Origin of the sequence: Aeromonas sp. QDB54, from assembly GCF_027707385.1 — a bacterium.
GTDB lineage: Bacteria > Pseudomonadota > Gammaproteobacteria > Enterobacterales > Aeromonadaceae > Aeromonas > Aeromonas hydrophila.
Window position 1 is genome coordinate 84,779 of record NZ_JAPCIT010000003.1, and the last position, 23,915, is coordinate 108,693.

At 63.2% G+C, this 23,915-nt stretch carries 25 protein-coding genes and 1 pseudogene; 7 read left to right on the forward strand and 19 right to left on the reverse strand.

What is annotated here, in order from left to right; all coding sequences use genetic code 11:
• Window positions 1-34: 34 nt before the first annotated feature.
• The 6 genes and pseudogenes from PG881_RS23975 to PG881_RS03935 all read right to left on the reverse strand — a co-directional run.
• Window positions 35-631, reverse strand: a pseudogene (locus PG881_RS23975) (tetratricopeptide repeat protein); the annotation flags it as partial.
• 436 nt (window positions 632-1,067) lie between these two features.
• Entirely contained in the window at window positions 1,068-2,003 is a 936-nt protein-coding gene (mdh, locus tag PG881_RS03915; RefSeq protein ID WP_029301952.1) for a malate dehydrogenase, read from the reverse strand.
• A 221-nt stretch (window positions 2,004-2,224) separates the two neighbouring features.
• Window positions 2,225-2,887, reverse strand: coding sequence for an arginine ABC transporter permease ArtM (gene artM, locus PG881_RS03920; protein WP_016349411.1), 663 nt, complete (start codon window positions 2,885-2,887; stop codon window positions 2,225-2,227).
• Between the two features lie 2 nt (window positions 2,888-2,889).
• A complete protein-coding gene (gene artQ, locus PG881_RS03925; protein ID WP_017409015.1) occupies window positions 2,890-3,540 on the reverse strand; it encodes an arginine ABC transporter permease ArtQ in 651 nt (216 codons plus the stop codon).
• Window positions 3,541-3,543: 3 nt separating this feature from the next.
• Window positions 3,544-4,281: a transporter substrate-binding domain-containing protein gene (locus PG881_RS03930; protein WP_011704620.1), complete on the reverse strand. Its 738-nt coding sequence runs from the start codon at window positions 4,279-4,281 to the stop codon at window positions 3,544-3,546.
• A gap of 25 nt (window positions 4,282-4,306) precedes the next feature.
• Entirely contained in the window at window positions 4,307-5,047 is a 741-nt protein-coding gene (locus PG881_RS03935; RefSeq protein ID WP_005308671.1) for an ATP-binding cassette domain-containing protein, read from the reverse strand.
• A 201-nt stretch (window positions 5,048-5,248) separates the two neighbouring features.
• Between PG881_RS03935 and argR the strand changes: the two genes are divergently transcribed.
• A complete protein-coding gene (gene argR, locus PG881_RS03940; protein ID WP_005308670.1) occupies window positions 5,249-5,719 on the forward strand; it encodes a transcriptional regulator ArgR in 471 nt (156 codons plus the stop codon).
• An 86-nt stretch (window positions 5,720-5,805) separates the two neighbouring features.
• On the opposite strand, the gene PG881_RS03945 is transcribed toward argR, so the two are convergent.
• From PG881_RS03945 to glnK, 5 genes are all read right to left on the reverse strand, one after another.
• Window positions 5,806-6,711: a Dyp-type peroxidase gene (locus PG881_RS03945; protein ID WP_242796326.1), complete on the reverse strand. Its 906-nt coding sequence runs from the start codon at window positions 6,709-6,711 to the stop codon at window positions 5,806-5,808.
• A 103-nt stretch (window positions 6,712-6,814) separates the two neighbouring features.
• Complete coding sequence (locus PG881_RS03950) at window positions 6,815-7,849, reverse strand: ABC transporter ATP-binding protein (RefSeq protein WP_242796328.1); 1,035 nt, start codon at window positions 7,847-7,849, stop codon at window positions 6,815-6,817.
• Window positions 7,850-7,931: 82 nt separating this feature from the next.
• Entirely contained in the window at window positions 7,932-9,557 is a 1,626-nt protein-coding gene (locus PG881_RS03955; protein ID WP_242796330.1) for an ABC transporter permease, read from the reverse strand.
• Window positions 9,558-9,597: 40 nt separating this feature from the next.
• Window positions 9,598-10,605 carry a Fe(3+) ABC transporter substrate-binding protein gene (locus tag PG881_RS03960; protein ID WP_270798082.1) on the reverse strand — a complete coding sequence of 336 codons (1,008 nt, stop codon included), beginning with the start codon at window positions 10,603-10,605 and terminating at the stop codon, window positions 9,598-9,600.
• Between the two features lie 207 nt (window positions 10,606-10,812).
• Window positions 10,813-11,151, reverse strand: a complete 339-nt coding sequence (glnK, locus tag PG881_RS03965; protein ID WP_011704615.1) for a P-II family nitrogen regulator — start codon at window positions 11,149-11,151, stop codon at window positions 10,813-10,815.
• Between the two features lie 201 nt (window positions 11,152-11,352).
• Between glnK and arfB the strand changes: the two genes are divergently transcribed.
• Window positions 11,353-11,769, forward strand: a complete 417-nt coding sequence (gene arfB, locus PG881_RS03970; RefSeq protein ID WP_045529119.1) for an alternative ribosome rescue aminoacyl-tRNA hydrolase ArfB — start codon at window positions 11,353-11,355, stop codon at window positions 11,767-11,769.
• Between the two features lie 33 nt (window positions 11,770-11,802).
• On the forward strand, window positions 11,803-12,297 hold the full coding sequence (locus PG881_RS03975; RefSeq protein ID WP_242796332.1) for a methylated-DNA--[protein]-cysteine S-methyltransferase: 495 nt from the start codon (window positions 11,803-11,805) through the stop codon (window positions 12,295-12,297).
• Between the two features lie 271 nt (window positions 12,298-12,568).
• On the opposite strand, the gene PG881_RS03980 is transcribed toward PG881_RS03975, so the two are convergent.
• The 8 genes from PG881_RS03980 to PG881_RS04015 all read right to left on the reverse strand — a co-directional run bounded on the left by PG881_RS03980 (window position 12,569) and on the right by PG881_RS04015 (window position 20,115).
• Complete coding sequence (locus PG881_RS03980; RefSeq protein ID WP_011704612.1) at window positions 12,569-13,765, reverse strand: NupC/NupG family nucleoside CNT transporter; 1,197 nt, start codon at window positions 13,763-13,765, stop codon at window positions 12,569-12,571.
• Between the two features lie 182 nt (window positions 13,766-13,947).
• The gene (locus PG881_RS03985) at window positions 13,948-14,883 is read right to left on the reverse strand and encodes a LysR family transcriptional regulator (RefSeq protein WP_016349403.1); all 936 of its coding nucleotides are present in this window, start codon (window positions 14,881-14,883) and stop codon (window positions 13,948-13,950) included.
• 82 nt (window positions 14,884-14,965) lie between these two features.
• A complete protein-coding gene (locus PG881_RS03990; protein WP_146061716.1) occupies window positions 14,966-15,499 on the reverse strand; it encodes a glutathione peroxidase in 534 nt (177 codons plus the stop codon).
• 62 nt (window positions 15,500-15,561) lie between these two features.
• Window positions 15,562-16,125, reverse strand: coding sequence for an NnrU family protein (locus tag PG881_RS03995; protein ID WP_049047973.1), 564 nt, complete (start codon window positions 16,123-16,125; stop codon window positions 15,562-15,564).
• Window positions 16,126-16,335: 210 nt separating this feature from the next.
• Window positions 16,336-17,469, reverse strand: a complete 1,134-nt coding sequence (locus tag PG881_RS04000; RefSeq protein ID WP_242796334.1) for a glycerate kinase — start codon at window positions 17,467-17,469, stop codon at window positions 16,336-16,338.
• Window positions 17,470-17,478: 9 nt separating this feature from the next.
• The gene (locus PG881_RS04005; protein WP_017409005.1) at window positions 17,479-18,741 is read right to left on the reverse strand and encodes a GntP family permease; all 1,263 of its coding nucleotides are present in this window, start codon (window positions 18,739-18,741) and stop codon (window positions 17,479-17,481) included.
• A gap of 119 nt (window positions 18,742-18,860) precedes the next feature.
• Window positions 18,861-19,976, reverse strand: a complete 1,116-nt coding sequence (locus PG881_RS04010; RefSeq protein ID WP_270798083.1) for a sugar diacid recognition domain-containing protein — start codon at window positions 19,974-19,976, stop codon at window positions 18,861-18,863.
• Window positions 19,963-20,115 (reverse strand): sugar diacid recognition domain-containing protein, encoded by a 153-nt coding sequence (locus PG881_RS04015; protein ID WP_270798084.1) that lies wholly within the window; start codon window positions 20,113-20,115, stop codon window positions 19,963-19,965. Before PG881_RS04015 ends, PG881_RS04010 begins: the two co-directional genes overlap by 14 nt.
• 182 nt (window positions 20,116-20,297) lie before the next feature.
• Here PG881_RS04015 and PG881_RS04020 point away from each other — a divergent pair, with 182 nt between their 5' ends.
• From PG881_RS04020 to PG881_RS04035, 4 genes are all read left to right on the forward strand, one after another.
• Entirely contained in the window at window positions 20,298-20,672 is a 375-nt protein-coding gene (locus tag PG881_RS04020) for a YacL family protein (RefSeq protein ID WP_029304568.1), read from the forward strand.
• 63 nt (window positions 20,673-20,735) lie between these two features.
• Window positions 20,736-21,029, forward strand: a complete 294-nt coding sequence (locus tag PG881_RS04025) for a hypothetical protein (RefSeq protein WP_016349397.1) — start codon at window positions 20,736-20,738, stop codon at window positions 21,027-21,029.
• A 163-nt stretch (window positions 21,030-21,192) separates the two neighbouring features.
• Window positions 21,193-22,023: a CPBP family intramembrane glutamic endopeptidase gene (locus PG881_RS04030; RefSeq protein WP_270798085.1), complete on the forward strand. Its 831-nt coding sequence runs from the start codon at window positions 21,193-21,195 to the stop codon at window positions 22,021-22,023.
• A gap of 240 nt (window positions 22,024-22,263) precedes the next feature.
• A complete protein-coding gene (locus PG881_RS04035; protein ID WP_041218181.1) occupies window positions 22,264-23,823 on the forward strand; it encodes a methyl-accepting chemotaxis protein in 1,560 nt (519 codons plus the stop codon).
• The last annotated feature ends 92 nt before the right edge of the window (window positions 23,824-23,915 follow it).

The following is a 23,915-nucleotide window of genomic DNA, read 5'->3' on the forward strand; positions in this document are numbered from 1 at the left end:
CGGATGCAGATCCGTGGGTCATTTTTTTGGCTAAGTGCATCGCCTTGGCGCGGGCGATGGCATTGGCCGGCATCCGGTTGCCGAGCCGGCTCAGCAGGCTGGTCGCCTTCTGGTGCAGCGCCTTGTCGCCGATCACCGTGCTGTGCAACCAGTGGTAGGCCTCTTCATAGTCGAGCGGGCTGCCCATTCCCTGCAGCAGCATCTCCACCCACTCTATCTGTGCCCGCTGGAAGCCCAGGCTGGCGGCCTCCCGCATCAGGGTCTCGGCCTTGAGCAGATCCTTTTGCACCAGCGTGCCTTTCCAGTAGTAACGGCCCAGTTGTTCCAGCGCCGGCGCCAATCCCTGATTGGCCGCCTCCCACATGAATTTGACCCCCAGCTCCGCGTTGGGCTTGATGCAGACCCCCCAGGCCAGCATGTCCCCCCACAGAAACTGATAGGCAGGCACCTTCATCACCTCGGCCCGCACCTCGATATCCTGGGTAAGCTGGCACCTGTCCTGCTTTACCTGCTGCAGGTGACGCCCCTGTTCAATCCAGTTGAGCAGCTCGTCCTGGCGATAGAGCGGCACCGCCTGCAGTGTGCCACTGTCCACATTCAGGCCGCTGCTGCTGCTCGGGGTGCTGGTCATGGGGCGGCTATTGGGTGAGCGCCCGCTATCCGTGGCGGCAGGTGCAGGAATGGGGGCCGCTGCCGGCGCATCGGCCGTCGCCGGGCTGGTCGATGGCGCAGCCGTGGTATCCGTGGCCGCCGGCACCGCGGCTGCAGCAGATGGGACCGCCGCCTCCGGTTGCGCCGGCGTACTGGCCGGTGCGGAGGCGGCCACGGCCCCGCTCGTCGCGGCGGCGGCAGAGGCGGAAGGCTCGGCCCCCTGCGCCTGGCTCGTCAGCAATGGGGGCGTCAGCAAACAGAGAAGGCCGACAAGGGTAATGGGTTTCATCATAAGGATCTCCTGCAGCACCCTGTTATCGGCAGCCGGCAGCATCCCCTTAGGCCGGCGCCGCCTGCATCCGTCACCATAACGACAAAGGGGAGCCGAAGCTCCCCTTGCTGTCCATCCGGACGCCTTACTTGACGAAGTCGACACCCAGCTGGATATCGGCTTTCAGAGTGGCCAGCATGCCATCCATCGCCTCTTGTTCGAAGGCGCTCAGCTTGCCGTAGTCCAGCACGGTTTCGACACCGTTCTTGCCAAGCAGGATGGGCTGCGCGAAGAAGGTGGCGTGTTTGCCGTCGCCTTCCACGTAGGCGCACTCAATGACGTTGGCTTCACCCTGCAGACCCTTGATGAGCGACAAGCCGAAACGGCAGGCAGCCTGGCCCATGGAGAGAGTAGCGGAACCGCCACCGGCCTTGGCTTCCACCACTTCGGTACCGGCGTTCTGGATACGCTTGGTCATGGCGGCCACTTCGTCGGCGGTGAAGCTGGCACCGTCGATCTGGGAGAGCAGCGGCAGAATGGTCACGCCACTGTGGCCACCGATCACGTTGACGCGCACCTTGTCGACGTTCAGACCCTTGGCGTCGGCCACGAAGGTCTCGGCACGGATCACGTCCAGGGTGGTGACACCAAACAGGCGACGCTTGTCATAGACACCGGCTTTCTTCAGCACTTCGGCCGCGATGGCGACCGTGGTGTTGACCGGGTTGGTGATGATGCCGATCAGCGCTTTCGGGCAGGAGGCCGCGCACTTTTCCACCAGGTTCTTGACGATGCCGGCGTTGATGTTGAACAGGTCGGAACGATCCATGCCGGGCTTGCGAGCCACGCCGGCGGAGATCAGCACGACATCGGCGCCGACCAGAGCCGGGCTCGGATCTTCACCGCAGAAACCTTTTACTTTCACGTCAGTCGGGATATGGCTCAGATCGACCGCCACGCCCGGGGTCACCGGAGCGATGTCATACAGGCTCAATTCGGAACCAGCTGGCAGACGGTTTTTCAACAGCAGAGCGAGGGCTTGGCCGATGCCACCGGCGGCACCCAGAACGGCAACTTTCATGATCAACTCCATGTTTAAGCGTAGGTTTAAGGTTGTTTCTTGTTGTGCGCCCAACCTTAAAGGATCCCCCCCTAAAAAACAATCTGATAACAGTTGTAATCACAGGTTCTGTGAGCCAATAAACAGGCGGCGAATAAAAATGGGGGAAAATGCAAAAAATTGGAGGGGAAGCACAGATTTCCTGCACTTACCCTCACCATTAATAGGTAGATCTACCGACTTCAGCCCTGGAAGGCCAACGCCCGGCGCTCACACCAACGAAAACCAATTGTTAACAATCCGTTCATGGTCAGGTAGAGGGCACCGGCCACGGTGAACACCGCCAGGGTGTCATAGGTCTGGGCATTGAGGCGCTGGGCCAGCCCCATCACATCCATGATGGTGATGGTACTGGCGAGCGAACTCCCCTTGAGCACCAGGATCACCTCGTTGGAGTAGGCGGGCACCAGCCGCCGGGCGGCGTGACGCACCTTCATCCACAGGGTCTGGCCGGCGGAGAAACCGAGCGCGCGGCAGGCCTCTACCTCACCGGCCGGAATCGCATCGAGCGCCCCCTTGAACAGCCGGGTGGAATAAGCGGCGGTATTGAAGCCGAGCGCCAGCACGGCGCAGAACCAGGGCTGCTTGAGCAGCGGCCAGAGCGGCCCCTCTTTGAGCCAGGCAAACTGGCCCGGCCCGTAGTAGATGAGGAAGATCTGGATCAGCAGCGGCGTGCCGGTGAAGATCAGCACCCACAGCTGCACCAGCTGGGTCGCCACCGGAATGCGGCGCTCCAGCACCCAGGTCATGGCAGCCGCCATCAGCACGCCGAGCAGCAGGCTGAATGCCGTGAGTTGCAGGGTAATCGCCAGGCCACCCAGCAGGGTCATCAGGTAATCCTGCATGATCAGCCTCCGTAACGACGGGTGTAACGGGACGCCTGCTTCAAGCCAAACTCACTCACCAGGCTGATGGCCAGGTAGATGAGGGCCGCCGCGGCATACCAGGTGAAGGGTTGATAGGTGCTGGCCGAAGCCATCTGGGCCTGGCGCATCATCTCGTTCACCCCGATGAGGGAGACCAGTGCGGTGTCCTTGAGCAGCACCAACCACTGATTGCCGAGCCCCGGCAGGGCGTGCCGCCACGCCTGCGGCAGCACGATGCGAAAGAAGATGTGCCCCTTACCAAGACCGAGCGCCAGTGCCGCCAACCGCTGCCCGGCGGGCACCGCATTGAGGGCGGCCCGCAGGGTCTGGGTGGCGTAGCTGGCGAACAGCAGGGAGAGCGCCAGCACGCCGCAGGCGAACGGGCTGAATTCCACGTACTCGCCGGTGATGAGGAACAGCACCTGGGTCGAGCCGAAGTAGATGAACAGCACCACCAGCAGCTCGGGCAAGCCGCGAATAAGCGTGGTGAGAGTGGCCACCGGCCACACCAGAGCGCGCTGCTTGCTCAGTTCGGCGGCGCTGAACGCCAGCGCCAGCACCATTCCCCCGACCAGGGATGCCAAGGCCAGCCCGAGGGTCATCCAGGCTGCATCCAACAACAGGCTCAACATGGCTTAGTGCGCGAAATATTTGTCGTAGATCTTCTGATAGGTGCCGTTGGCCTTGATGTCGGCCAGCCCCTTGTTCAGCTGAGTCAGCAGCTCCTGATTGCCCTTGGCCACCGCGATGCCAAAGCCGGTACCGAAGTACTTGGCGTCAGTCACCGGCGTGCCGATCACGGCATACTCCTTGTGCTGCTTGAGCCAGTCGGCGGCGACCGCGGTATCGGCAAACACACCGTCGGTACGGCCGTTCATCATGTCGAGGAAGGCGCTCTGGTAGCTGGCGTAGGGCACGGTTAGCAGACCCTTGCTCACCCAGTTGTCCACCAGATAGGACTGGTGGGAAGTGCCGTTCTGCACGCCGACGGTCTTGTCCACCAGCTCTTCCGGCCCCTTGAAGGCGCCCTTCTTGGTCACGAACACGGCGGAGTTCTGGTAATAGATGTCGGAGAAATCGACCTGGGCGGCCCGCTCCGGGGTCACGTCCATGGCGGCGATGGCTGCGTCATAGCGACGGAATTTCAGGCTGGGGATCAGGCTGTCGAAGGCCTGGTTGTGGAAGCTGCACTCCAGCTTGGCCTGTTCACAGATGGCGCGGGCCAGATCGATGTCAAAACCCTGGAACTCGTTCTTGTCGTCCAGGTATTCGAACGGCGCGTAGGTGGCCTCGGTGGCGAACTTGATCTCCTTGGCCAGCACCGAGGTGCTCAGCAGGCCCATGGCGGCGACCAGCAACAGACTCTTTTTCATGACAGCTTCCTTATCGATTTGAATATCAATGCATCAAGAATTCGGCAAACCGGCTGGTTTGCGGGGCTTGGAAAATGGCGGCGGAGCCGGCTTCGATGATCCGCCCCTTCTCCAGATAGATCACCTGACTGGCCACCTTGCGGGCAAACTCCACCTCGTGGGTCACCACCACCTGGGTGATGCCGGTCTGGCCCAGGTTGCGGATGATCTCCGCCACTTCCTTGGTGATCTCGGGGTCGAGGGCGGCGGTCGGCTCGTCAAACAGCAGCACCTGGGGGTCCATCATCAGGGTACGAGCGATGGCCACCCGCTGCTGCTGACCACCGGACAGCCGCGCCGGCCAGGCATCGCGCTTGTCGGCCAGTTGCAGCTGGGCCAGCAGATAGCCCCCCTTCTCCATGGCCGCCGCCTTGCTCATGCCAAGCAGCTTGACCGGCGCCTCGATGAGGTTCTCCATCACGGTGAGATGGGGCCACAGATTGTACTGCTGGAACACCATGCCCACCTTGCGCCGCAGCGCCTGGGTCTGGCGGTTGAACTCGGCGGTGGAGAGGCTGGATGGGAAAGAAAATTCACTTTCACCGATGCGCAGAACACCGGCATCCGGGGTGTCCAGCAGGTTCATCATGCGCAGCAGAGAACTCTTGCCGGCACCGCTCGGGCCCAGCAGCACCAAGGTCTCACCGGGAGCGGTCCGAAAGCTGACCTGTTGCAGTACCGGCACCTTGTGCCAGGATTTTTCGATACCGATTAATTCAATACCCATACAGCCCAATTGAATAAGTTTTCAAAATTTCGTCCTGATTCTAACGCTGGCATGGGTGGATGCAAGCTATATTTGAATCAATATGCAGAACAAGCGCCGCTTCCTTGCAAAAATAGGCATATGAATGCAAAATGGGCACGCTGTTCATATCTGCCGCCTGAGCGTGACAGGCAGCCAAACCTCCTCATTCGTGAGTCCAAGATGAAGCATAACGACAAGCAAGAAAAACTGGCCAAGGCCTTTAAAGCCTTGCTGAAAGAAGAACGATTTGGCTCCCAGGCAGAGATAGTGACTGCCCTGCAAGAGATGGGCTTCGAAAACATCAACCAGTCCAAGGTATCGCGCATGCTGAGCCGCTTCGGCGCCGTTCGCACCCGCAATGCCAAGATGGAAATGGTCTACTGCCTGCCGGTGGAACTGGGCGTGCCCACCACCTCCAGCCCGCTCAAGAATCTGGTGCTGGATGTCGACCACAACGGTGCCCTGGTGGTGATCCATACCAGCCCGGGTGCGGCCCAGCTGATCGCCCGCCTGCTCGACTCCCTTGGCAAGGCCGAAGGGATCCTCGGCACCATCGCCGGTGACGACACCATCTTCATCACCCCGACCAGCGACACCGACATCGAAGAGCTCTACCTCTCCGCCCTCGAGCTGTTCGAACAGACGCCGTAATGGTTGCCGCCGCCTCATCGCGGTCCCGCCAAAACGCAAAATCCCGGCCAAGGCCGGGATTTTTGTTATCTGCGGGTGGGCGAGCCTTATTTGCCCTGCGCCACCAGAAAATCTTCTGAAGGGGCGAAGAAGGCTGCGCCGGTCACCGCCCTGGTGAAGCGCAGCAGGTGATCGAAGTGACTGCCCTCGCCCTTGTACATGCTGGCCAGCATGGCGTTGAAGTGCTGCGGGGTGCGGCAGCAGGAGATGAAGTAGAGCCCCTGCTCACGCATGGTGCCCCAGGGCATGCTCTGGCGCAGGATCTCCATGGACTCCCCCTTCGGCGTCTTGAGGTTGACCCGCTTGATGTGGGCGGTCAGCGGCTTGTCGGCCGACTCGTACTCGATGTTGTCGACCTTGGTGCGACCTATGATGTCTTCCTGCTCCTTCAGTGCCAGCTTCTCCCAGTCGCTCATGGCGTGGACCCAGCGCTGCACGTGGATGTAGGAGCCGCCGGCAAACTCGCCGCCGTCCAGCAGCGCCACTTCGGCGCGGTGCTCATCCTGCGGGTTCTCGGTGCCGTCGACGAAACCGGTCAGATCGCGGCAGTCGAGGTTGCGAAAACCGCGCACCTCTTCCGCCAGTGCCACCAAGCCCGCCAGCAGGGCCATGACGCGCTGACCGGCATGGTGCAGCACATCGACCCGATCGGCGCGCAGTTGCACGAACAGATCAAACGGCGTATTGGGCGCCTCCTGGCCGTTGGCGGATTGCGCCATGAAGCTGCGGAACTGGGGCGGGCGGGCGGCAGGATAGAGGCCATCCCAGGCATCGGCACCGACGGCGACCAGACCGCTGAAGCCGGCAGCGGGGAAATCGGCGGCCACCGCCTCCCACAGGGCCGGCAACCTGGCCAGACGGGCCACCAGCTCGGCGGCGTCACCGGTACGGTTGAACATCAGATAGAGGGCGTGCAGATTGGGCTCGGCACAGATCCCGGCTTGGGCTTTCATATATCTCTCCCCTGAACAGACATTGGCGATATGGGCGGTTAGCGTTGCGCGATTATAAACCAGCGCGGTTCCAGTTCATTGATTTCACGACGATATCACGCGTTCAGGGTAAAGGGTCAAACAACACCAGCGCGTGGGGCGTCACCCTGACCCGCGCCCGCGCTCCCTCCAGCGGCTCGCCGATGCTCGCCTCCAGCCGCAGCTCGCCACTCTCGAACAGCACCCGGCAGTGATGGCCGAGGAACTGCTGCTCCACCACCTTGAGCTCGCCATCCGCGACGCTCTCCAGCAGCAGCTGCTGGGGCCTGAGCATCAGTTGCAGCAGCTCACCCACTGCCCGGCCATGGGGCTCGCTGCCGCAGATGACTCCGAGCGCCGTGCGCACACAGTGGCTGTCCACCACCTCGGCCGCCAGGTAGTTGACCCCGCCGAGAAACTCCGCCACGAAGCGGTTCTGGGGGCGGCGATAGAGCTGCTCCGGCTGACCCACCTGTTCGATGTGACCCGCGCGAAACAGCGCCAGCCGATCGGCGAAGGCGAACGCCTCTTCCTTGCTGTGACTGACGAAGATGGCGCCGATCCCCTGCTGCTTGAGCAGGGCGCGGATCTCCAGGATCAACTTCATCCTTACCTGGGTGTCGATGTTGGAGAAGGGTTCGTCCAGCAGCATCAGCCGCGGCTTGCATACCAGCGCCCGGGCAATCGCCACCCGCTGCTGCTGGCCACCGGAGAGCTGATGGGGATAGCGATCCCCCAGCCCCTGCAGATTGACCAGCGCCAGCGCCTCGTCCACCTGCTGCTGGCGGGCACGGCGATCGAGTTTGGTCAGGCCAAAGCCGACGTTGTCGGCCACCGTCAGGTGGGGAAAAAGGGCGTAATCCTGAAAGATCATGCCGATGTTGCGCGCCTCGGGCGGCACGCTGACATCCGGCCCGTCGAGCAGGGTATCGCCGAGGCGGATCGTGCCCTCCGCCAGCGGCAGCAGGCCGGCGATGGCCTTGAGCAGCGTGGTCTTGCCGCAGCCGCTCGCCCCCAGCAGGCAGACAATCTCGTTGTCGGCCACCGTCAGGGAGAGCTGCTCCAGCACATTGCGGCCGTTGTAACGGCAACTGACATTTTCAACCTGCAAACAGGACAAGGCTGACTTCCTCTCATTTCTGGCGGTGTGCGGCCTTTCGGCTCAGCACACTGCATGCAATTTCATTGGCCTACGTGGCGACTCAGTGCCCCGCCCCATCCAGGTTGCGGTTGACCCAGATCAGCGGCAACAGCCCCACCAGCACGATGACGATGGCACCGAGCGCGCCGCGCTCCAGCATCTCGTCCGACACGAACTGGTAGACGTGGGTCGCCAGGGTGTCGAAGTTGAACGGCCGCAGCAGCAGGGCGGCAGGCAGCTCCTTCATGGATTCGATGAACACCAGCATGGCACCGGCAAACAGCCCGCGCCGTACCAGCGGCAGGTGCACCCGCCGCAGCATGGCGCCATCCCCCTGCCCTAAGGATCGGGCCGCCATGTCGAGGCTGGGGGAGATCTTGCCCATGCTGCTCTCCACCGAACCGATGGCGATGGCCACGAAGCGCACCAGATAGCCGAACACGATGGCGGTGATGGTACCGGTCAGCAGCAGACCCGGGCCCTGACGCCCCAGCCACTCGGCCAGATCGTTGATGGCAAAATCGAGGGCGGTGAGCGGCACCAGCACCCCGATGGCCAGCACGGTACCCGGCATGGCGTAACCCATGGCCGCGATGCGCAGCGGCAGCAGGCTCTTGACTCCGCCATCGAGGCGACGACAGAAGCCGAGCAGCAGGGCGATGCCCATGGCCAGCAGGGCGGTCAGCGCCGAGATAGCCAAGCTGTTGCCGGCAAAGCGAACGAACTCCGGCGTCCACGACAATTCGAAGTAGCGCACGCCGTAATCGAGCAGGATGACGAACGGCAGGCCGAAGCCGGCCAGCACCAGCCCCCAGCACCAGAGAGCGGCCAACCAACGGCCAATCCCCTTGAGCGGATAGCACAGCGGCTGCTCATGACCCATCGACTTCTGGAACACCTGCTGCCGGCTGCGCGAGCGGCGCTCCAGCGCGATCAGCAGCACCACCGCCAGCAGCATCAGGCAGGAGAGCTTGGCGGCGGTGGCCAAGCTGCCATAACCGAGCCAGGTGTCGTAGACCGCCGTGGTCAGGGTGTTGATGGCAAAGAAGTGAACGGTGGCAAAATCGGCCAGCGTCTCCATCGCCACCAGCGATACCGCCACCATGATGGCCGGGCGCGCCAGCGGCAGGCTGAGGCGGCGAAAACTCTGCCAGGGGGAGCAACCGAGCAGGCGGCTGGAGTGAATGAGGCTGACCGACTGCTCGAGAAAAGAGGCGCGGGTCAGCAGATAGACGTAGGGAAACAGCACCAGCGCCAGCACCCAGGCGGCGCCGCCGAGGGAGCGGATGGCCGGAAACCAGTAATCGGCCGGCCCGCTCCAGCCAAACAGCTGCCGCAGTCCCGCTTGCAGCGGGCCCGAGTAGTCGAGCAGGTCGGTATAGACGTAGGCGACGATATAGGAGGGCATGGCCATCGGCAGCATCAGCGCCCACTGCAGGGCGCGCCGCCCCGGCACCTGGCACATGGCCACCAGCCAGGCGGTCGGCACACCGAACAGCAGACTGAGCAGCACCACGCCGACCACCAGCCCCAGGGTATTGGCCAGATAGTCGAACAGCACGGTATCGGCGAGGTGGCCAAACAGATCTCCGTCGGCCGACAAGGCGGAGAAGACCAGTGCAAGCACCGGCAAAGCCAGCAGCAGGGCGCTGGCCCAGCTGCCGGTAATCCATCCAAAATTTTTCATGAGACCACAGAGGTTGATGGGGCCCTTGGCCCCATCTGAATTACAAGTCGAATTTCACTTCATCCAGTAACTGCAAGGCGTCCTTGCGGTGCTTGGCGTAATCGCTGACCGGTAGCGCGTCAGACTTGAAGCTGCCCCAGGACTTGACCATGGCGGAAGGCTCGACCCCGGCCTTGACCGGATATTCGGCGTTCACGTCCGCATACATGTGCTGGGCGGTGTCGCCGGCGAGGAACTCCATCAGCTTCTGGGCCTCAACCTTGTTCTTGGCGTACTTGGTCATGGCCACGCCGCTCACGTTGACGTGGGCGCCGCGGTCAGCCTGGTTCGGGAAGTTGATGTAGACGGCATCGGCCCAAGCCTTCTGCGCCGGATCCTTCAACATGGCACCCAGGTAGTAGCTATTGCCGAGCGACAGGTCACAGATACCATCCTTGATCGCTTTGACCTGATCCCGGTCGTTGCCCTGCGGCTTGCGCGCCAGGTTGGCCTTGACCCCTTCCAGCCAGCTCTTGGTCTCGGTCATGCCGTGATGAGCGATCATGGAGGAGACCAGCGCCACATTGTACTCATGCTTGCCGCTGCGGGTGCAGATTTTTCCTTTGAATTCAGGCTTGGCCAGATCTTCGTAGCTGATGGTATCGAGCTTGCCGAGACGATCCTTGCTGGAATAGATGGCGCGCACCCGGGTGGTCAGCGCGAACCAGCGGTTGTCCGGATCGCGATAGATGGCGGGGATGTTCTCCTGCAGGATCTTGCTGTCCACCGGCTGCACCAGCCCCTTGTCCATCAGATCGGTCAGCCGGCTGATGTCGACGGTCAGCATCAGATCCGCCGGGGAGAGCTTGCCTTCCCGCTCCAGACGCTCGTTCAGCCCCTCTTTGGCGAACACCACGTTGACCTTGATGCCCGATTCCTTCTCGAACTGCTGGATGATGGGCTTGATCAGCTCATCCTGCCGGTTGGAGTAGACATTTACCTCCCCTGCCGCCAATGCCGACTGAGCCGCCAACGCAGAGAAAGCCAGTGCCAACATCTTCATTTTCATCATCCATTCCTTGAGTTGCTATATCGAGTGAGAACCATTGCTGTTTGCATTTTGCATTGAGCTCGACAGCCGGATCAAGAAATCCTGATGTGGCGGGATCACATATTTAAACCCTGTTCAAACAAAGGGGCCGGATAGAATCCTATCCGGCCCCACCATGGAGTCAATCAGCGACAAAGTACCGATCATTCGCCCCATCCAGCGCGATCAGAGCGCCTCGTCGTCGCTCTCACCGGTCCGAATGCGCACGGCCTGCAGCAGGTCGTAGACGAAGATCTTGCCATCACCGATCTTGCCGGTATAGGCGGCCTTGCAGATCGCCTCGATCACCCCTTCGACGTTGTCGTCGGCCGTCGCTATCTCCAGCTTTACCTTGGGCAGGAAGTCGACCTGATACTCGGCTCCCCGGTATAATTCGGTGTGCCCCTTCTGGCGGCCAAACCCTTTGACCTCGGACACGGTCAGACCCTCGACCCCCAGGTTGGCGATGGCTTCGCGCACGTCGTCCAACTTGAAGGGTTTGATAATCGCAGTAATCAGCTTCATCTGGTTGCTCCCAATCCATGGTATGTCATGAATGGGGAATCAATTCTTGTGCCAAGTCTTTTTATTGTTTAATTTCAAAAAGATAGCATTTACGTCTGGAGCAGGACTCTCCCGGCATCACCAAGGGAGCGCATCTCGCCCCATTATGAGGCACCAAGCTGAGCCAGCCACAGCCGATGCACCAAACAAGAGCACCGCAGTATGTTAGTCATCTCCAACAGCGTTACCCTGCCCTGGCATGAACTGCAATTCCAGACCATGCGGGCGCAGGGCAACGGTGGCCAGCACGTCAACAAGACCGACTCCGCCGTCTGGTTGCGCTTCGATTACCGCAACTCCCCCAGCCTCACCCCGCTCTACAAGGAGGGGCTCGACAAGCTGAGCGACAGCCGGGTTCACGACGGTTTCATCATGATCCGGGTCGAGACCCACCGCAGCCAGGACATGAACCGCAAGGAGGCGATGAACCGTCTGGTGGAGCTGCTGAAGAAAGCGGCCTGGCGCCCCAAGGCCCGCCACGCCACCAAGCCGACCCGCAGCTCCCAGCGCAAGCGGATCGATGCCAAGAAGCGCAAGGGGGAGATAAAATCGACCCGCGGCAAGCCGGTAGTGGACTAGCCGGGCCCTTGCCCAACGCCCGAGGATGACAGAATGAAATTCAGTTTTTGCGACAGCGTCCACGGCCCTCTGCTCATCGCCATCGACCGGGACGGGCTGCGCTATGTGGAGTTCGTGCTAGGCGAGCAGCCGGTGACCCCGACCGACGAATGGCAGCGCGACGATCAGGCGCTGGCCCCCTTCATCGAACAGTTCGCGGCCTACTTCGCCGGTCGCCTGCGCCGCTTCGATCTGCCGCTGGCCGCCCGGGGCACCCCTTTTCAGCAGTCGGTGTGGCGCGCCCTGGGCGATATTCCCTATGGCGAGACCGTCAGCTACCTCGAGATAGCCCAGGCCATCGGCAATCCCAAGGCAGTGCGGGCGGTGGGTGCCGCCAACGGCCGCAATCCGCTCAGCATCATAGTGCCCTGTCACCGGGTGATCGGCCGCAGCGGCGAGCTGACCGGTTATGCCGGCGGCATTCCCATCAAACGTTGGTTGCTGGCGCTGGAGCAACAGACCGCAGACAACTTTGCGCTGACCCCCTGAGCCTCTGAGCCTCTGACAAGTCAGTCCCATTGCGTTTAGCAAAATGAACATAGTATGAAGAATCGCCTCAGAAGGGCTTCAGACAGCATCAGGCATCATGGCTTCACACTTGGATGGCATGGCTCATCCCTCATTCAAGTGGCACCCATGTGACGCTTCCAATCTGTCTTTTTCCCCGCGCCTCCCTGAGGCGCTTTTTTTTGCCGGCAAGCGGCCACAAAAAAGCCCGCCGAAGCGGGCTCTGACCGGAAGGTGCTAGCTTCTGGGTCAATCAGAGGGCGAGGAACAAGCCCGCCAGCGAGGCACTCATCAGGTTCGCCAGCACACCCGCCAGGATGGCGCGCATGCCGTAACGGGCGATGAAGGATTTGCGCTCCGGCACCATGGCGCCCAGGCCGCCGATCAGGATCGCCATGGAAGAGATGTTGGCGAAACCACACAGGGCGAAGGTGACGATGGCCTTGCTCGACTCGCTCAGGGTCTGATCCTGCACCAGAGCGATGAAGGCGACGAACTCGTTCACCACTATCTTGGTCCCGATCAGAGCGCCGGCGGCCTGAGCCTGCTCCCAAGGAATACCGATCAGCCAGGAGACGGGTGCAAACAGCCAGCCCAGGATGATCTGGAAGCTCAGCTCCAGCCCCACCAGGTCGCCTGCCCAGCCCAGCAGGCCGTTGAGCATGGCGATCACCCCGACGAACGCCAGCAGGGTAGCCCCCACGGCAACCGCGATGTTGAGGCCGGACATGGCGCCATCGGCGGCCGCTTCAATCACGTTGGTGGCGCGCGGGATCACCACGTCCTGATGGTGGTCCTGCTCTTCGGCGGCAGGCGGCACCAGGATCTTGGCCATGGCCAGACCGGCCGGCGCCGACATGAAGGCCGCCGCGATCAGGTATTTCAGCTCGACCCCGATGCTGGCGTAACCCACCAGGGTACCGCCGGCCACGGAGGCGAGGCCGCAGCTCATCACCGCGAAGAACTGGGAGTCGGACATCTTGGAGAGATAGGGTTTGACCACCAGCGGCGCTTCCACCATGCCGACGAAGATGTTGGCGGTGGCGGAGAGGCTCTCGGCGCGGCCGGTGCCCAGCAGCTTCTGCAGGCCACCGCCGAGCAGGGCGATCACTTTCGGCATCAGGCCGATGTGGTAGAGGATGGCGATCACCGCGGAGAAGAAGATGATGACCGGCAGCACGTTGAAGGCAAAGATGAAGCCCAGCTTGAACTTGGCCAGATCGCCGAACAGGAAGGCGATCCCCTCCTGACCGTAGCCGATCACGCTGCTGACGCTTTCGCTTACCCCGTTCAGCACGTGCTGACCGGCGGGCAGCCAGAGCACCAGGCCGGCGAAGAGGATCTGCAGGCAGAGGGCCAGGCCCACTGTTCGCAACGGGATACGACGACGATTATCAGAGCAGAGCGTGGCCACGGCCAGAATGCTCAGGATGCCGAGCAGGGCAATCATAGGGACTCCATCAGGTGGGGCGAAAGATGGGCGCGGATTCTGCGCTCCCGGCCTCGCCACTGCAAGTCCACTTGGTTACAGCCCTGTTAGCAAAAACGTTTGCACGATACCGGTTGCGGCAACTGGCTGATTTGACTCGATTTTGGTTTCAAGCGAAAGCCAGTGTTCTTATATGGAAACGATTATTCCTCGGTGCCGGACAATTTGCCACCGAGCCAGGGGGCCAGCCGCTGCTCCCAGTAGGGGTTCGGACCAAAGCTCTCCTTGAGGAAGTCGATGAACAGCCGGATCTTGGGATCCAGGTGCTCGCGTCTGGCATAGACGGCGTGCACCGCCATCTTCTGGTTCGGCCGCCACTGGGGCAGCAGCGGGATCAGCTGGCCGGACTGCAACTCCTTGTCCAGCAGGTAGTTGGCCACGTAGGCGATGCCGAGCCCGGCCAGGGCGGCGTCGCGCACCGCCTCCGCCAGATCCACCCGGTAGTTGCCGGCCACCTGCACCGTCTGGCGCTCCTTGCCCTGACGAAACGACCACTCGTGGTAGCGCCGCTCCCGGCTCTGATAGGTGATGCAGTTGTGCTGGGCCAGATCTCTGGGGTGCAGCGGGGTGCCGTGGCTCAGCAGATAGTCCGGCGAGGCCACCAGTACGAAGTGAATGTCCGCCAGCCGCTGCCCCACCAGGGCCTCGGGTTTGTCCTCGTAGGTGGTGATCCAGAGATCCAGCCCCTCATCCACCAGGTTGGTGCGGTGATCGAACAGCGAGACCTCCAGCTCCAGTTCGGGGTAGCGATCCTGAAACGCCTTGAGGCGCGGGATCACGTGCAGCCGGCCGAAAGACTGACCAACCCCCAGATGCAGGATGCCGCTCACCTTGCCGCGCCGCTCCGCTACCATGGAGTCGGCCTCCAGTGCCACCGCCACCAGGGCGCGGCAGTGGCGGGCATACTCCTGGCCGAGCTCGGTGAGGGAGAAGCGGCGGGTGGTGCGCTGCACCAGCTGGGCACCGAGTTCGGTCTCCAGCTGGGCCAGCTGCTTGCTGATGTGGGATTTGGAGACCCCGAGCCGCCGGGCGGCCGCCGAGATGCCCTGTTCACGGACCAGGGCATCGAAGATCACCATTTGGGGCAGACGTTGCAGCACGGGATTACCAGAGAGAAGAGCGGGCCCCCATTATTCCAGAGCCGCCCGCCGCGGGGTAGCGCTAAAGGCCGAGCGCCCGTTTGACCTCTTTTTGCAAGGGATCGTCCGCCGGATTCTGGTTCGCCCCATAACTCGCGACCAGCTTGCCGTCACGGCCGACCAGGTATTTGTGAAAGTTCCAGCCCGGCGCTTCGCCTGCCGCCGTGGCCAACCCCCGGTAAAGCGGGCTGGCATCGGCCCCGCGCACGGCGATCCGGTTGAACATGGGGAAGGTGACCCCGTAATCGCGTCGGCAGACCGAGGCGGTCTTGTCCTCCTCCCCCGCCTCCTGCCAGAAGTCATTGGAGGGGAAGCCGAGCACCACCAATCCCTTCTCCTTGTAGGTCTGGTAGAGCGTCTCCAGATCCCGGAACTGGCCGCGATAGCCGCAGTAGGAGGCGGTATTGACCACCAGTACCACCTTGCCCTCGGTCAGCTGGCAGAGGTTGTGGCGCTGGGTGCTGTTGAGCTCCCGCATCTCCACGTTGAAGTAGTCCGGGCAGGCGGCGACGGCCGCCCCGGCCCCGAGTGTCAGCAACAACATGATCCATTTCATCGAGCGACTCCTGTCAGGCAGATGAGTGACATACGCACGGGCACGCCGGCCAGTTCACCCGCTCAATAGAGGGGGATGCCGGTGAGCATGCCGTGCCCCCAGAAGATCAGCAGGGCGGTGAGCGCCAGCCCGGCCCCCACGCTGAGCCCGGTGCCGTACCAGTTGGCCGCCGGACGGGGATGGCGCTGCCAGTCCCGCACCGAAATCCAGACGATGCTCACCAGCGCCCACAGGCCTATGCCGCCAAACAGCACCAGGGAGCGGGCCTCGCTGTTGACCGCCAGGTGGGCGCCGGCCCAGAGCAGGGTGCCAAGCAGCTGGGGATGCACCAGCCAGCGCCGCAGGTGGTTGGGCCCCTGACCGGAGCAGAACAGGATCAGGGCGATGGGCATGACCGCCATCATCAGGGTCGGTCCCCAGGCGGGCAGAAAATAGAGCGGCAGCGGGCTGGCGCTGCGCCAGCCGGCGATGATGCAGGCGATGGCGATGAACACCAGCAACGAGAAGAGTCCCTTGTAGCGATTCTCCCCCAGCCGCTCGCGCAAGCGGGCCCGATGGGCACCTGCGAAGCAGGGATAGAGGTGGATCAGGGTAAACAGCAGTACCCCCAGGGTCAGCAAGATCATGGGTTGCTCCTTGTACTATGGGGGATCACTATGCCGCAAAGTCGGCGGCCAGAATACAGAAACCGCAGAAAAGCACTGGCTATACAGCAGGATAATGAAAAAAGCCGATCATCTGATCGGCAAGGTGTTTCGGGCAGACCTGCTGCGGGGCAGGTCGTCACCGCGACACGGGGCTGGGTTGGCCGGCGCCATGCACCGGCCAGAAGAGAGTCAGGGTCGCAGCAGATAAAGCGCCGCCACGTTGCGGGCCGTGAGCTGCAGGTTGGTGGTGGCGGTGGCCAGCGCCTCCGGCAGCGACATGGCACGGTTGACCACGGCGAACACCGCATCCAGCCCGTGCTCGTGCACCACGCCGTAATCGTCGGTCAGGCAGCCCGCAATGCCGATCACCGGCTTGCCGAACTGCTTGGCGCAGCGTGCGACACCGATTGGCGTCTTGCCGTGGATGGTCTGGCTATCGATGCGTCCCTCACCAGTGATGACCAGATCCGCGTCGGCCACCGCCTCGGCCAGTTTCAGCGCCTCGATGACGATCTGGATGCCGGGTTTCAGTTCGGCGCCGAGCAGACCCACCAGGGCCGCGCCCATGCCACCGGCGGCGCCCGCCCCCGCAATCTCCTTCACCTGCTTGCCAAGCGCCTGCTCGATGCAGTCGGCGTAGTGGGCCAGGTTGGCGTCCAGCTGCGCCACCATCGCGGGGGTCGCCCCCTTCTGCGGACCGAACACGGCGGAGGCCCCTTTCGGCCCGCACAGCGGGTTGTCCACGTCGCAGGCCACTTCAATGGTGATCTTGGCGAGGCGCGAATCGAGCCCGCTCAGATCGATGGTGGCCAGCTCGGCCAGACCGGCGCCACCCGGCGCGATGGGAGTGCCGTCGCGCTTGAGCAGTTTGCCACCAAGCGCCTGGATCATGCCGGCACCGCCGTCATTGGTGGCACTGCCGCCGATGCCGAGGATCAGATGCTTCACCCCCATGTCGAGGGCCGCCAGGATCAGCTCGCCGGTGCCGCTGCTAGAGGTGTGCAGCGGATTGCGCAGCTCAGGCGCCACCAGATGCAGGCCGGAGGCCGCCGCCATCTCGATGACCGCACGCTCGCCATCCCCCAGCAGACCGACGAAGCCCTGTACCTTGTTGCCAAGGGGAGCGGTCACATAGAAGGGCAGAGTGCGGCCACCGGTGGCGTCCACCAGGGACTGCACCGTCCCCTCGCCGCCATCGGCCATCGGCAATTTGACGTAGGTGGCATCCGGCAACACCTGCTTGAATCCGGCCTCGATGGCATCGGCCACCGCCATGGCGCTGAGGCTCTCCTTGAATGAATCGGGGGCGATAACAATTTTCATATCAATTCCTTAGGCGAGGCCAAACACGCCGAACATCAGGGTGGAGACGGCGGCAATGGTCAGACCGACCGCAGTTTCGTAGGGGATGAGCTTGAGCCGCTCACCCACGCCCATGTGGACGCTGCCACCGGTGGCATGGAAGAAGGAGCCGTGGGGCATGTGGTCGAACACGGTGGCACCGGCGTGGATCATGGCGGCCCCCGCCAGGCTGCTGATGCCAAGCTCGAGCAGGGTGGAGCTGAACACGTTGGAGGCCACCACGGTACCGGCGGTGGTCGAGGCGGTCGCCAGCGACATCAAGGCACCGGAGATGGGGGCCAGCAGGTAGGAGGGCAGACCGGAGGCGGTCAGGCCGCTGATCAGCACATCCTTGAGACCGGAGTTGGCGATGATGCCCGCCAGGGTACCGGTACCCAGCAGCATGATGGCCACCGGCGCCATGCGGGCGAGACCCGAGACCGCAAACTGGTTCACCTTGCTGAACTTGCCCATCATCAGGGCACCGACCAGGCCACCGAGGGGCAGTGCAATGAGCGGGTCCACCACTATGCCGGCGATGGGGCGCAGGGCCAACAGCAGGATGGCCACCAGCGGCGCACTGATGGCGGCGGCAAAGCCCGGCAGCTTGCTGCCATTGAAGCTCACCACCTCGTCTGCGGCGACCTTGCTGCCCTTGTTGTTGAGGCGCTTGGCCAGCCAGTAGGCCATCACCAGCCCAAACAGGCCCGGGATGATGCCGGCTGCCATCACCGAGGTAAGTGGCAGGTGGAAGGCATCGGCTGCGGCGATGGCGTTGGGGTTGGGAGACATGACGTTGCCCGCCTTGCCGCCACCGATCATCGCCAGCAGGATGGCCGCCTTGGAGAGGTCGGCACGGCGGGCGATGGCCAGCGCAATGGGAGCGACCGTGATGACGGCCACGTCCACGAACACGCCGACTGCGGTCAGGATCAGGGTGGCCAGCGCCAGCGCCAGCAGGGCGCGGGTTTCACCGAGTTTTTTGACGATGGTCTCGGCGATGGTGGTGGCGGCGCCCGATTCGATCAGCACGCCGGCCAGCACGCCGGCCGCCAGGATCCGCATCACCGCCGTGGTGATCCCCTGGGCGCCGCCGATCATCAGGGCGACGGTCTGGGTCAGATCGGCGCCGCCGATCAGGCCACCGGCCAGGGCGCCGACGATCATGCCGTAAGCGGGCGGCACCTTCTTCAGGATCAGGAAGATGGCGATGGAGAGCGCGGCGAGAGCGCCGAGCGCGGATACAGGGATCATGACGGGCACCTTTCAAATGAGTGAGTGGTGGCCATTATGGTGATCCGGGATCGGAATGCTTTGGTAAAAAAACCAAATATCAGCGTTGTATAACGCAACTTTTTGTATTAATGAACAAATCAGCTGTCGAGGTTGAGCCCGAGATAGAGCAGAAACTTGTCATCTAACTTGTTGAAATTCAACCCGGTTATCTGCTCAATCCGGGTCAGCCGATAGCGCAGGGTATTGGGGTGGATGAACAGGGCTTCGGCGCAGGGATGCAGATCACAATCCTGCAAGAAATATTGGCGCAGCGTCTTCTGCAGTGTTCCCTTTGTGTCCTCCTGCGCCAGCTTATGCAGCGGGGCCCGCAGCTGATCCGCCTGCCAGGAGTCCGCCAGACTGCCGAGCAGCACCGGCAGCCGATAATCCTCGAAGAAATAGACCTGCTTGCGCGGCGCCTGCCGCATGCCGCGGTGCAAGGTGTCCCGCGCCGTCTGGTAGGAACGCGCCAGCCCGCCGGTGCCGGCGAAGTAATCACCCACCCCGATGCGTACCCGAAAGTGGGGAATGCGCGCCAGCAGCTGCTTGATGCGGCTGCGCTCCTGCGCCGACTGCCAGCTGCCGTCGCTGAGCTGGGCCGGCTTGAGCACCACTATCTCGTCCAGGCCGTTGATGGCCACCAGGTTGTCCCGCTCCGGGTTTTCCAGCAGATGCACCAGCTCCCGCAGCCGGGCCGGGTCGGCCTCCTCCAGCGCCAGCACTGCCACCACCCGCGGCTGGGCCAGATCCAGCCCGAGGAAACGGGCCGCCTGCTGCAGCTGATCGTCCCGCCCTTCACCACGGATGAGCTGCAGTACCAGCTCCTCCTTGTGGCGCTTGTCCCACTGCAGCTGCTCGGTGAGCGCCGCCTGCTCCAGAATGAGCTCGGCGGTCATCCGCACCAGTTCGGCGTAAGCACGAACTTCGTCCGGATCGCCCGAGATGCCGATGACCCCGAGCAGCTCCCCCTGATAGGCGATGGGCAGGTTGATGCCGGGGCGCACCCCCTTGAGCTCACGGGCGGTGGCGTCGCTGATCTCCACCACCCGGTTCTCGGTCAGCGCCAGCACAGCCCCCTCATGACGCTGATGGAGCCGCTCCGGGTTGCCGGACGCGATGATGAGGCCATGCTCGTCCATCACGTTGACCGAAAAAGAGAGGATCTTCATCGCCCGACTGACAATCTGCCGTGCGAGGGTGTCATTGAGCTGCATAGGTACTCCGCTGAATGAACCGGGAATAGCCTGAGGCGATGATGAGTCGCAGTGCTTCATCCATCACCTCGACCGAGCACGACAGGATTTTCATCGCCCGGCTGACAATCTGGCGCGCGAGGGTATCGTTTAGCTGCATCACATCTCCAAAGCGGGGGCCGGACCGGTCACAAAGCGCCGGTAGCGGGGCAAAGATGCCACATCTTCAAGACAAGCGAGGGGGGGCTCGCTAGAATAGGCCACTTTACGCTATATGCGCCCCGCCATGGAGCAGGATTTGCCCTGCCCATGACGACTCACCCTTCCGCTATGGACTGAACTATGGATTATGAATTTCGCCGCGATCCGTTCGGCGGTTATCGCGCCCGGTTCTCCATGGGCCATGAGGCCATCGGCCAGTGGCTGATCGACGAAGTGGGCAAGGACGAGGATAAACTCGACGAGCTGTTCGCCATCATCGATCAGCTCTCCAGCCGGACTCGCGTCGAATACCGGCTGCTGGGCGGCGACTACTCCCTGCTGCTGACCCACGAGGAAGCCGAGGTGAAAGCCAACGTCCTCAATATCGAGCAGGATGAGGATCTCGACGATCTCGCCTACTACGATGATGAACAGCTGGCCATGTGCGGGCTGGAAGATTTTGCCCAGGTGCTCGGCTCCTGGCGCGCCTTTATCCGCAACGAGGATATGGGCTGATCGACCCCTCTGAAAAACGACATCGGGCAACCATGCCCCATTGCCTAACCAACAGGATTGACTATGTCTATTTACGATTTTGATGACGAACTGCCGGAAGAAGACGAGCAGGAACAACCGAAAAAAGCCGCCCCTGCCAAGAAGAAAGGCAAGCAGGTGCTGAACACCCAGGTCAACCTGAGCCCGCGCGATGCCAGCCGTCTAAACGGTATGCACGTCGAAGCCATTGCCACCCTGGACGACGTCAGCCTGCCGAAGAACGTGATCTTCAAGGCTGGCCTCATCGCCCTGGGCGAGCTGGAAGCCAGCAAGCGTGCCGACATCATTGCCCGGGTGATCGCCGAATCCGGCCGCTGAGACGCCTTGTCACCCTTGCCAAAACCGGAGCCCAGCTCCGGTTTTTTTATGGCCGCGCGCCCTGGCAGCCAGCCGAACACGGGATCCGACCAGCTTATTAAGCCTTGTCTCATGGGATGTCCCATTGTTAAGGTGCGGGACTTTCATCGGCCTTGGAGACTCAATGTTACCTCTACCTGATTCACTCATCTGGGGAGCACTGGCGCTGGCCGTCTTGCTCTGTCTGGCCCGGCAACGGCTGCCCGGTTTCATCATGCTGGTCGTCGCCCTGCTGGCGGCTCTCGGCCTCGGCCACCTGAGCCCCATCGCCCTGCTGGCCAGCGCGGCGGGCCTGCTGCTGGCCTGGCGCACCCCCTCCCTGCCCCAGCCCTGGCGCGCCGTCGCCCTGAGCGCCGTGCTGCTGTGGGCGGTGGCGCTGATGCTGCACCTCATCCCCGGCTTCACCAACCTGAAGGTGCTGGATCAGGTGCAGGCCGGCCCCGCCAGCGTGCCGTTCAACATGTACCTCAACCTGGACAAGCCCCTGGTCTTCTTCGGCCTGCTGCTGGCCTGGCCCGCCCTGCTGGGCCCGGGCGGCACCGTTCAGTGGCGCAGACTGGCACTGCTGCTGGTGCCGCTGGCGGCCCTGCTGGTCGCCGCCTGGCAGCTGGGGGCCCTCAAGCCCGAGGCGGGCCTGCCCGGCTGGTGGTGGCTGTTTGCCCTCAACAACCTGCTGTTCACCTGCGTGGCGGAAGAGGCGCTGTTTCGCGGCTTCCTGCAGCAGGGGATCGCCGCACACAGCCGGCGCTGGCTTGGGGTGCTGGTGGCCAGCCTGCTGTTCGGCGCCGCCCACCTGGCCGGCGGCCCGCTGCTGGTGCTGTTCGCCGCGCTGGCGGGGGCCTGCTATGGCCTGGCGTTCCTGCTGAGCGGGCGCCTCAGCGTCGCCATCGCGATCCACTTCCTGTTCAACTTCGCCCACCTGGCCCTCTTTACCTACCCGCTGGCCAGCCGCTGATCCCGGGCGCCCCCAGCGGGGCGCCTGCAACCTCTGCCCCCCCCTTGGCGCATGCCGCCCACTCCTTTGCCATCCGCCTGCACAGATGCACCTTTCATTTGCACTATTTAGCTAAGCGAGAGTGGCGATTAATTGACCCAAGCCAAGATAGCGCGCTTGCTGCCCCCTAGAATGGGCCGGTAACAATCACAAAAAATAAAAACAAATCTATCAGTTACTTGGCTCAATCAGGATGCACTCATGACCACAACCCAACGGGAGGGGGAGATACGTTTCCCCGACCACCTGTCACTGATCTCGACGACCGACCCCGCCAGCCACATCACCTACGCCAACCAGCACTTCTGTGACGTGGCCGGTTATCACCCCGCCGAAATGGAGGGGGTGCCCCACAATCTGGTACGCCACCCCGACATGCCCAAGGCCGCCTTCGCCGACATGTGGCAGCGACTGCGCCAGGGTAAAAGCTGGATGGGGCTAGTGAAGAACCGCGCCAAGAGCGGCAAGTTCTACTGGGTCAACGCCTATGTCACCCCCATCCTCAACGAACAGCGACAGATCATCGAGTACCAGTCGGTGCGCACCCGCCCGAGCGAGCACGACATCGCCTGGGCGGAGCAGCTCTACGCCCGCATCCGGGCCGGCAAGGCACTGCCCTGGCTGAGCCGGCTCGCCCTCGAACCCGGTCTGCTCACCCTGCTGCTGTCGGGCGGCGCCCTGCTCACCCTGCTGGCGGCCATCATCAGCGGCAATCCGCTGTGGGGAGCGCCAGGCGCACTGGCCCTGCTGGCCCAGATGCTGCACGGCTGGCGCCTGCAGCAGCGGCTCAACCGGCTGGCTCATACGGCCGGCGAAGAGATGGGCACCCCGCTTTGCCAGGTGCTCTACACCAGGCGGCGGGACACCCTGGCAGCCCTGGAGCTCGCGCTGCGCATGAAGCGGGCCGAGCTCAAGGCGGTGGTGGGGCGCAGCGCCGACACCAACCAGCAGATCCTGCAGGCCGCCGAGGATGACAGGGGCAATATCCAGACCATCGATATCCACCTGCAGCAGCAGCGGGCCCAGAGCGAGCAGCTGGCCGCCGCCATCACCGAGCTCAGCCACTCCATTCGTGATGTCGCGAGCAACGCCCATCAGGCCAGCGAACTGGTGGGCGAGGTGCAGCAGGTCTCCGCCGAGGGGTTGCGGGCGCTGGCCACCACCCAGTCCTCGGTCGATCAGCTCCATCACGAGCTAGACGCCAACCACGCCGTGCTGGCCCGGCTGACCGGCGACAGCCAGAAGATCAGCGGGATCCTGGAGGTGATCAGCCAGATCGCCGATCAGACCAACCTGCTCTCCCTCAACGCGGCCATCGAGGCGGCGCGGGCCGGCGAGCAGGGGCGCGGTTTTGCGGTGGTGGCCGACGAGATCCGGGCGCTGGCCCAGAAGACCCGCAGCTCCACCGGCGAGATCAACGAGATGATCCAGGCGCTGCAGCAGACGACCCGTCAGCTGGCCGACGGCATGAGCCAGGGCGCCCAGACCTCGGACCGCTGCCAGCAGCACGTGGGGACCACCGCCGAGGTGCTCAACCAGATCAACCGTATGCTGGCCCGGGTCACCCATACCAGCGACGAGATTGCCCAGGCCGTCAGCCAGCAGGCGGATGTCACCAGCACCCTGGACAAGGGCATCCACCAGATCCATCAGCTGGCCAGCCACACCGCCGACAACAGCCGCCAGGCCCTCGACGGCATCACCCTGCTGGTGGAGCGGCTGCATGCCCTCTCCCGCCTGATCAACCAGTTCCAGCACTGACCGCCTTGCAGGGGCGTGCCGCCCGGCACGCCCGCTTCACCTCGTTTGTCCTGACCTCCCCCGTCCCTTTGGCCGTTGCCAACCCCATGGGT